Source organism: Xenorhabdus bakwenae (genome assembly GCF_030272115.1).
Taxonomy (GTDB): domain Bacteria; phylum Pseudomonadota; class Gammaproteobacteria; order Enterobacterales; family Enterobacteriaceae; genus Xenorhabdus; species Xenorhabdus bakwenae.
This window is the reverse complement of record NZ_CP119192.1, coordinates 1-8,979: the sequence shown is the minus strand read 5'-3', so window position 1 is coordinate 8,979 and position 8,979 is coordinate 1. Positions and strand designations below refer to the sequence as shown.

The following is an 8,979-nucleotide window of genomic DNA, read 5'->3' as shown; positions in this document are numbered from 1 at the left end:
TATCAAAATACCGGCTTGGCCAGATTTGTGCAGGGTGCATATTCAGACGATGGGCAATGATCCATTCGCCTTTTGGCCATGCCCTTTTCAGGACATTTGCCAGCGTGGAAGAACTTAAACCGGATTCACGGGACAGGGCGGCAACGGTTGTGCCTTGTTTATGAAGAGCGGCAACGATATCGGCGGGGTGCCAGTCTTGTGTACTCATACCTGCTTCACCTCATTGTTGTTATTGGTGGCGATTCAAGCAGGGTTTTCAAAACCGGTAGCTACCTTCCGGCGAGGCCGAAGCCTCCCCCGCCTGAACCGCCATCGAATGGGCGAGCGCAGGCACACTGGCAGAAACTTCCTACCAGTGGGTTACTATTTTCAGGGGTGAAAATCCCTGGCTATTGGATTTTGCCAATAGCACTATCAGGTTAACGGGTTGGATAAAATATTTCAATAAGATAATCATATAGATGTAACTTAGTTATTCTCGTAAAAGATGGATGAAAATGGAACATATAAAACCAGTATTCCCTTTGGGCGGTTCCGGCTAACAATCCTAAGGTCTGCCATTTTTCGCACCTTAATTTAATCAATTAAATTTTATGACGTATAATCGACACAGATAAGCCTGTGCTGGCACAACCAGCAGAAAACATTCCCCGTATGGGCTACCCTGCTACATTACCCACACATTTCCGGAGATTTGAAGCATGACCATGAGCAACAGAACCCACTATGAAAACGCCAACTTCCTGCGTGAACTGGCAGAGAGTCTGCCCCAGATCATGCCTGACACCGACGCAGTCCGGAAATGCGGAACTTTTGCAACGGTTAGCTAACGAAGAATTAGCACAAGCCGAGTACGAAGAACGGGTAAGAGCCAAAGTTGCGGCCGCCCGCGCCGACAGTCGCCCAGGGATGACCACTGGACAGCTTCGCCAGCAGTTGCAAAGCCGTTATCAGGAGTTACGAGATGCCGTATCACGTTGAATGGAAACAAGGCGCTATCGAGGACGTTATGGCACTTTTTGACTATATCGCAGAAAATTCATCACTCTGGGATGCCAGAAATGTGACGGATCGCCTCCTGAATTCCACTGACAAACTGGCAGAGTTTCCCCGCCTGTACGAAATGGATCAGCGCTACGGCGAGGATATACGCCGCATAAGTCTGGCAGGACAGCATGTCCTTTACGAAGTAGACGATCAAGCGAAACAGATTAACGTGCTGGCAGTCGTTGGACAACGGCAGAATCCCCACTCAATACGCGAGCAGGGGGTAAACGAATAACGCCCAGAAATGGCTGGTTCAAGACTTTTTTTGCGTTTCTTACGAGAGCCGCCTTTGCATTACGCCGGGCTATCTGCCCTTTCGCTCTCTCCTGCTGTTCATCTGAAACCATTCCATCGGCTTTTCCATCGAGTCCGTAACGTTCCCCACCTCGCGCTAGCACATCCTGATACTTATAGCGGCAGGTGTACTTCACGAGCGCTTTTCCAAGTATCTCTTTGTCAAAAGGCAATCCGCGGGCTTCTGCATCCGAAATGAGGTCTTCCAGCACCCCCACTTTAAGAGGACGCGGCGCCCGGTAACAAAACAAAGCTGGCCAGAAACCTTCTAACAGCGCCTTTGCTTCCCGCTCAAATTGTTTTTTTTCTTCTTCAGTTTCTGTCGCCATAGTGCTCTCTCATTAAAAACATTGTTAAAATTAGCATTTTACATATTGTTTCACTCGCGTAACAGAACCGTTCACACCCCCTCTTTTAAACAGGCCAGAAAATAACCAATTCGCACAAAGTTCATGCTACCCCGCTTTTGAGGGCCTGTTTTTTCATCAGGCTCACAACGTTATCCACAGTAAGCGTGGACAACACGCCGTATAAACTCCACTTTATCCTCCCGTCGGTTTTCGCCATAACCCCCCCCGCTATGCCCAGCAATTAAAAAGCTGGGCATAGCGGGGGGTTATGGCTTTGTTATACTTACACGCAATATTTTAAACGCAACTATCCTTAGCCCGGTTTTTACGCTATGGTGAAAACTGTGATAAGTCTGGTGCCCTTTGACGCACCCCTGCTACACCGGATACAGGTCAACGATCCGAGATTTCTGTCACCCAACAGCCCATTTGGCGATTTCTGATGCGGACAGCCCAAACGCCACTGAGCCAGTGTCACGGCCGCGATTTACCCACGCTGACGGGTAACAAGGCGAGATTAGTCCGAGCCTGAACCACACCGGTTCAAACCGGGGCAAATAGACATTCAGTTGTCGCTGAACCTTTTCAGGTCAGTCGTTCTTACACCCCCCAGCCCGTGGAGAAACACATGCCCCAGTTTGATGCAGGCAATGAGCTGGCCATGCTGCGCGAACAGACCCGGATGATCCGCAAGCAGCGTTACCGGAAATCTCGCCTCGATCGTCACGCCGGCGAACTGTTGCAACTGCACCGGGAAGGGGCCAGCGCCGCCGAATTGCAACGCTGGCTCAGGGAAAAACGTATCCGGGTCGTTCTCTCCACCGTCACACGCTGGCTGGCACGCAATGGCTAAATTCGCCAGTCCGTCCAGGCAGGCAGCCTCCGTCATGAAAGCCATGCAGGGCAGCGTGTTACGCTCCGTTGGCACCGTGCGCAACTACGAACAGGCTTTAACCCGCGTGGCTGAATGGGTGAAGTCCTCCCGCGCCTGCTCTGACCTGCGAACACTGACACCGGCGACAGCCATCGACTATCTGGAAACCCGTGGCGAAGCCGTCGGACAGAAGACACTGGACATGGAACGGCAGGCCATTCAGACCATGATGCACCACATCACCGGCGTATTACCCCACGGCCAGACCCTTCCGGTTATCCGCGCTGAAAGTCCCCAGGTATTGACCGGCCGCGCTTACACCCCGGCACAAGTGGCGCTGATTGCCCGCGCACAGACCGCCAGAAACGCGCTGGCCACTGAGCTGGCGTATGCGGCCGGACTCCGGGCACACGAACTGCACACACTGGCCCCTGCCCGGGAGTGCCCGGCTAACGAGAGGCCGGTAACAGCAACCAAATGGAACGGCCGCGACGGCCATCTGTACACCGTACAGGGGAAAGGGGGGCTGGTTCGAGAAGTTCTGATCCCTCATCATCTGGCAGAACGGCTGGAAACCCTGCGCCGCCCTGAACCCCGGGCGGTAACAGACCGGGGGATAAATTACCTTTCCCGCTATGAGATTGGTGCCGGCAAAGCCTGGACAAACAGTTTCAGCGCGGCTGCCATCCGTGTGCTGGGCTGGTCTGCCGGTGCGCATGGCCTGCGCCACTCCTACGCCCAGGAGCGCATGCGCGAACTGCAACGGCAGGGACTTGTCCGGGAGGATGCACTGACCACCGTCAGTCAGGAAATGGGGCATTTTCGGCCGGAAATTACGGAGACTTACCTGCGATGAAATGGCGTGTAATAACAGGGCTGGCATTCCTGCTCGTTCTTTCCGTTGTCAGCTTTGGCGTCTATGCCAGCATGAATGCTCTTATCGTCGGCATACTGGCCGAAAATGACCGGATCAGGGTGATTGCACAGGGATTTGCCGTCGCCATACACTTCTGGCCTGTTGCGCTGGCCGGCGCAGTGCTGGGCGGGGTTCTCACCCTCATGGTTTCCGCGCCGGCGTTCAGCACAGCGCAGGATGCAGATCACGAGAGCCAGCGTAGATACTACCGGCAACAGGCCGAAGCCGCAGAGCGTCGTGCTGAACGCGCCGAGAAAGTCGCACAGCAACGGTTACAGACACAACTCCAGGCCGCAGAAACCCGGGAAAGGGAAGCCGTCTGCGCTTTAGACCGTGCCCGACAGCTTGAACAAGACGTCGCGGCCAAAGTCAGGAACATCATGGCAGAAACTGAAAGACAGCGAGCCACCGCTGCGCAGGAAGTTGAACAGAGCCGTATCAAAGCCCAGGATGCTGAACGGCGACGCCGGAATGCAACGGCTACAGCAGAAAGACTGCGCCGGAAACAGGATCAGGCATTCATCAAAAGCTGACCTTATCGGTGGTGCTACAAAATAATCGTCAATGTGATACGCTTCCTCAATGAAAAAGCCCACTTTTGTGGGCTTTATATGGACATTACTTATGATGCAAATCACGCATCATAGCTTCACGTAAGATAGCGTTAAGTCTCGTCTGATATCCCTTTCCTGCTTTTTTCAGCCAGGCCAACACATCAGCATCAATCCTAACCGAAGCTTGCGTTTTTACCGGACGATAAAACTTCCCTTGTTCGGATTTTTTCCAGAAATCATCATCCAACGGAGCAATATCACTGTAATCAATATCACTATCAGACAATGCATTAAGCTCATATTTCCGATCTTCAGTCAGAGGTGACAGTTCACTTCGTTTATACCTAACTATGCTCATAACATTTCCTCTCATTCCGCTCGGCTTTACGTGCACTGATAATACGGATAATTTCGGTTCCATCTTCAAATCTTATTGTATGAGCAACCAAAACAACCACATATCCTTTTACTGTTCCAATCGTCTGCCAGCGGTATTCACCATTCTCAAAACGATCCTGAACTGATAAATGAAAAGGATCATCAAAAACAAGAGCGGCTTCTTCAAAACGAATCCCATGCTTACGAAAATTGGTTTCCGCTTTAACGGAGTCCCATTCAAACTCAAGCTCCATTTCCACACCACAAAATACATTTATGTATATACATATTAGTATAGACATAGTCAAATAACAAACTATGAATTTAACATAACATACATTGCCAGCACCGCCTGTACGCCCCTCAGCGCGGTTTTTGCCTCAACCCAGTAAAACGCATTATCTTTCTCCCAAAAACCACGCAAAATTGTCTACACGCGTTTTTAACGCCATGCATAACTATGCACACCACTGCGTTTTTATGGGTTTTACGTCAAAAAGATCACGTAAACCGAATTTTAGTCAATTTCCCCACAATGATGATTTCGATCTGAATGGTGAGTAATCGCCGTGAAGATTATGAAATCAGCATGCTGGCACTGTATTTGCTCTGACGCCATTGATATGGGAACACGTCAATCCATATGGGCGGTTTGACCTTCCATAATCGAAATGGCGGCTGGTGACACGACGGTTGGGTCTACTCCGAATGAGGTTGTAAGTCGGAATGTTTTGATCACTGCAAAAAATATCATAGCTAAAAACGCCTCAGAGCGATTTTAAGCGATTTTATGACTTAAGCCATCCCTTTTCATGGATGTTTATAAAAAACGGCTGAGAATGTCTTATGGGCGGTATTATGCCCATGAGTGCATGAGGGATGCTCTTTAGATCAATTAAGACTTTTAGCGGATCAAACAACATACCGGAAGGGGGACTGAACTGAATGGATAACCTTCCCCCTCCCTGCTAAGCCGTGAGCGAAGCGAACCAATAGGCACGAAATAAAAAGGTTCTCGATAGCATGGAGTCGGAGACAGCAGGATCTAACTGTGGAACGCCCGTGAGGGCGGCTGAGAGGAGCCGCTTTGCGGCGACATCTTTTTTGTGATTGATCTGACAATATTTTCTGATTTATCCACAGGGAGAGCCCTTTTTTAACTTGTTTTTTTGTTTTTATTCTTGTTTTCGGTCGGTTTTTATCTTTATTAATCAATTAATTACATCATGATAAGTGGTGCTTTTGACGGTAATAGGTGGTGCTTTTGACGGTAATAGGTGGTGCTTTTGACGGTAATAGGTGGTGCTTTTGACGGTAATATTCACAACCAAATGTGGTTGACAAATAAAAGACACCACCTATATTCATGGTGGTGTCTAAAAAATGTTTTCCACTAATAATGGTACAAGACAAGATATGACCGAGATTATTGCCTACAAGTCAAATGCCCTCATTGAAGCTAGTTATAAATTGACTCTTCAAGAACAAAGAGTTTTATTGATGTGCATCGGTAAGTTGAACCCTCAAGCAGTCACGCCTGAAAAAAAATTTCAATTAACTGCCAGTGAGTTTTACTTAGCATTTCCTGATATGGGCAGAGAGAATGCAGAACGCAGATTACAGGAGGCTGCTGATAAATTAGCTGAACGTTGGATTTATATTCATTGGAAGGAAAAAGAAGAAAAAATAAGATGGATTCAAGGCCAAGCTAAATATTTTAATGGTCAAGGGAAAGTAGAATTAGTTTTTTCTGATCTAATTATGCCTTATTTGACACAATTAAAAGGCCAATTTACTACCATTGCAGTAAAAAATGTTTCAGCTCTAAAGAGAACCTATAGCATACGAATTTATGAATTATTAATGCAATTCAAAAAAACTGGAGATAGAATCATTAATCTAAAAGATTTTAGATCCATGTTAGGAATAGAAGATAAATATTTACAATTTAAGGATTTAAATAAACTTCTTTTAAAGCCATCTATAAAAGAACTAAATCAAAAAAGCAATCTGCTTGTATCCGTTGATACTGTTAAAGATGGGCGTAATGTTGTCGCTTTACATTTTATATTTAAAGAGGACAATCAAATTAAATTAGCATTTAACAAAAATTATTAGGGAATAATATAAAATCAAACCGTTTATTTAGATTTATATTTCTTTTTTAGAGAAAGTCTGTGTGATATGTTATTAGTTTAGATTATCTATAAATAATTAGGATGGTAATTTTATGTCATACATGATTTATCTAACATTAAACGGCAAGAAGCAAGGATTGATATCCGCAGGTTGCTCCACTCTAGACTCTATAGGGAACCGATACCAAAAAGGGCACGAAGATCAAATACAGGTGCTCAGTTTAGATCATTCAATATCTCGTCAACAGAATGTAAGCCATCATCCCATACAATTTATCAAACCCATAGATAAATCATCTCCATTATTAGCCATGGCAATAGATTCCAACGAATCACTAGATGGTAAATTTATTTTTTTCAGAACTGGTCAGATAGGACATTTAGAGCATTTTTATGAAGTCAAAATCACTGAAGCCACAATTTCTGAAATTTCTTGTACCTATCCGCACTCTATAAATGATTTTGATGCCATGCCATATGAAAGAATTATACTTAACTATAAATCAATCTCATGGAATCACGTAACAGCAGGTACATCTGCCTATAGTATATGGGAAGACAGAGTGTACTAAGTAAAAACTAAGCATATATTAAATATATGCTTAGTGACATAAATTTATATTTCTAACATATTCATTTGGTGCAATTAAAGATTTTTTACTACACGTTACATAACCAAAATACTTCAATTTATTATCAACATATAAAGATACAGGAATACTAAAAATAAACGCCAAGAAAAATAACCACACTAAAAAATTAACCATATGGCCTTTATATGGTCGAGGTTTATCTAAGAAACAAGCAATCATAAGAGAATACAACATATGAATACTTATTGGAAAACCAAAGGAAATAAAAAACACCCTCCAAGAAAAATACACTCTATCATTTAAATTAATTAATGAAATAAAATCACGCCATGAAAAAAAAACTACCGCAAACATTGATAACATAATCAGCATCAATATTAATATGTAAAAAATTCTACTCCATAAAGAAAAAATCACCGGTTTCTTGTTTTTATTTTCAATTTTACTTGGCATAAAGTTCTCTCATTTGATAATCATAAAATAAAAAATATTTCCATATTTAATTCCAAGGCCAAATAGCTGGTGTACTTACTCCCATAGCTTGGCGATTAATCTCATAATGATCACCTGGTATTTTTTTATCTACTTCTTTAATCGTTTCAATAACGCTATTTGTTATCCCTAATTCATTATCAAGATAATATAAAAGTGCCGCTATACCAACACCAATAAAAAACAATCCAACAGAAAGCCCTATTATACTCACTCCCGCTGCTAAAAAATACCCTGCCGCTATTTTACCAACAGCGGCAGTAGCTAACACAGTAACCAATGTCTTGGCCGCATCAACTGTTATATTACCCAGAAAATCGGCAAGCGCATATTCATCTTTTGTCATAAATTCGATAGTTCTATAAGCAAGAGAGAAAACTATACTAACCTTAACGCCAGTAACTATACCATTTACTAGACTTTTTGAACCAATTCCTATTTTTAATATCTTTTGATTATCAAGACGATAGTTAGTTCCTGTTATAAATTTCCTAACGCTTTGTTTACCTGTTATCTTAATATGTTTAGCTCCTCCTCTCCCTTTATATTCTTTAGCTTGAATACCAAAACTTTTAAACTCATCTATTATTTTAATCACTCCTATAGACTCAAACATATTTCCTGCAAACGACGATGCCGGATCTGTACATGAAAATATTTTATCTTTCCATGCCTTATATTCACCATTTTTACACAATGCTGCTTTTAAAAATCCTATAGCTTCTTCTAACGTTATTAGAGCATAATGTTCTTCATTACTTGTATCATTTAATTTTCTTTCAAGCTCAGCATATTGTCTTTTCCTATACTCTTTCATATGGCTAAGAGGTTTTAATCTTCCATTATCAAATACTAACTGCCCATCCATAAACTCATCTGAAATTCTTCTGCTCATTTAACACCCCATAAAACTACATAACCTGATAATTTATTGATATTTTGTCTCATATCTTATCGGACTCAGCTATTTTTTCTTTAGATTTTCTGAATTATTGGGAAGTGGATCAAGTTTCCCTGTCGGGATATAACATTGTGTTTTAAGCTCTTCGACCAGCTGATAAGTTTGGCTATGGCATTGAAGTTTCTGTCCTCATATTTAGGGGTTATAAGCGGGAAACTTCCAGTTATTAACACATTATAGGCATTAGCGAAGGGATGTCGGGGCTTTGCCTCGACCCAGCGTTTTGTAACACTGACTGCGTGCAGGCGGTGCTACAAAACACATTTAGCCCGGATTTGATCTCAAACTTTCTGAAATTTATTCCCAATTCCGTAGTCATCCTGACTAACCAGCGTATCCCAATCTGGGGCATTTCTGGGTTTTCGTTTTGTCATGCGTCCCC

General features: G+C 43.7%; 12 protein-coding genes and 1 pseudogene. 7 read left to right on the top strand and 6 right to left on the bottom strand.

Going from position 1 to position 8,979, the window contains the following annotated elements:
* Window positions 1-208, bottom strand: a 208-nt coding sequence (locus PXH59_RS00175; RefSeq protein ID WP_285808140.1) for a helix-turn-helix domain-containing protein, incomplete at its 3' end; no start/stop codon positions are given.
* Between the two features lie 499 nt (window positions 209-707).
* On the opposite strand from PXH59_RS00175, the pseudogene PXH59_RS00170 reads away from it, so the two are divergent.
* Window positions 708-981, top strand: a pseudogene (locus tag PXH59_RS00170) (plasmid stabilization protein).
* Entirely contained in the window at window positions 965-1,282 is a 318-nt protein-coding gene (locus tag PXH59_RS00165) for a type II toxin-antitoxin system RelE/ParE family toxin (RefSeq protein ID WP_285808139.1), read from the top strand. The pseudogene PXH59_RS00170 and the gene PXH59_RS00165 overlap by 17 nt, the downstream one beginning before the upstream one ends.
* Here PXH59_RS00165 and PXH59_RS00160 read toward each other — a convergent pair.
* A complete protein-coding gene (locus tag PXH59_RS00160) occupies window positions 1,212-1,670 on the bottom strand; it encodes a ProQ/FINO family protein (protein ID WP_285808136.1) in 459 nt (152 codons plus the stop codon). The genes PXH59_RS00165 and PXH59_RS00160 overlap by 71 nt on opposite strands.
* Before the next feature lie 649 nt (window positions 1,671-2,319).
* On the opposite strand from PXH59_RS00160, the gene PXH59_RS00155 reads away from it, so the two are divergent.
* The 3 genes from PXH59_RS00155 to PXH59_RS00145 are packed head-to-tail and all read left to right on the top strand — an operon-like array spanning window position 2,320 to window position 4,014.
* The gene (locus PXH59_RS00155) at window positions 2,320-2,544 is read left to right on the top strand and encodes a hypothetical protein (protein ID WP_053460659.1); all 225 of its coding nucleotides are present in this window, start codon (window positions 2,320-2,322) and stop codon (window positions 2,542-2,544) included.
* Window positions 2,537-3,421, top strand: coding sequence for a site-specific integrase (locus PXH59_RS00150; protein ID WP_285808132.1), 885 nt, complete (start codon window positions 2,537-2,539; stop codon window positions 3,419-3,421). Before PXH59_RS00155 ends, PXH59_RS00150 begins: the two co-directional genes overlap by 8 nt.
* Window positions 3,418-4,014 carry a hypothetical protein gene (locus PXH59_RS00145; protein WP_047770634.1) on the top strand — a complete coding sequence of 199 codons (597 nt, stop codon included), beginning with the start codon at window positions 3,418-3,420 and terminating at the stop codon, window positions 4,012-4,014. Before PXH59_RS00150 ends, PXH59_RS00145 begins: the two co-directional genes overlap by 4 nt.
* An 85-nt stretch (window positions 4,015-4,099) precedes the next feature.
* Here the strand turns inward: PXH59_RS00145 and PXH59_RS00140 are convergent, their stop codons facing one another.
* Both PXH59_RS00140 and PXH59_RS00135 read right to left on the bottom strand, forming a co-directional pair.
* Window positions 4,100-4,393: a BrnA antitoxin family protein gene (locus PXH59_RS00140; RefSeq protein ID WP_285808128.1), complete on the bottom strand. Its 294-nt coding sequence runs from the start codon at window positions 4,391-4,393 to the stop codon at window positions 4,100-4,102.
* Window positions 4,380-4,667, bottom strand: a complete 288-nt coding sequence (locus tag PXH59_RS00135; RefSeq protein ID WP_047770632.1) for a BrnT family toxin — start codon at window positions 4,665-4,667, stop codon at window positions 4,380-4,382. Before PXH59_RS00135 ends, PXH59_RS00140 begins: the two co-directional genes overlap by 14 nt.
* Before the next feature lie 1,162 nt (window positions 4,668-5,829).
* Between PXH59_RS00135 and PXH59_RS00130 the strand changes: the two genes are divergently transcribed.
* Complete coding sequence (locus PXH59_RS00130; RefSeq protein ID WP_047770639.1) at window positions 5,830-6,531, top strand: replication initiation protein; 702 nt, start codon at window positions 5,830-5,832, stop codon at window positions 6,529-6,531.
* Between the two features lie 112 nt (window positions 6,532-6,643).
* Entirely contained in the window at window positions 6,644-7,123 is a 480-nt protein-coding gene (locus tag PXH59_RS00125) for an Hcp family type VI secretion system effector (protein WP_047770631.1), read from the top strand.
* Between the two features lie 30 nt (window positions 7,124-7,153).
* On the opposite strand, the gene PXH59_RS00120 is transcribed toward PXH59_RS00125, so the two are convergent.
* Both PXH59_RS00120 and PXH59_RS00115 read right to left on the bottom strand, forming a co-directional pair.
* Window positions 7,154-7,597 carry a DUF1240 domain-containing protein gene (locus PXH59_RS00120; protein ID WP_053014284.1) on the bottom strand — a complete coding sequence of 148 codons (444 nt, stop codon included), beginning with the start codon at window positions 7,595-7,597 and terminating at the stop codon, window positions 7,154-7,156.
* Window positions 7,598-7,643: 46 nt separating this feature from the next.
* Entirely contained in the window at window positions 7,644-8,531 is an 888-nt protein-coding gene (locus PXH59_RS00115) for a hypothetical protein (protein WP_053014283.1), read from the bottom strand.
* Between the last annotated feature and the right edge of the window lie 448 nt (window positions 8,532-8,979).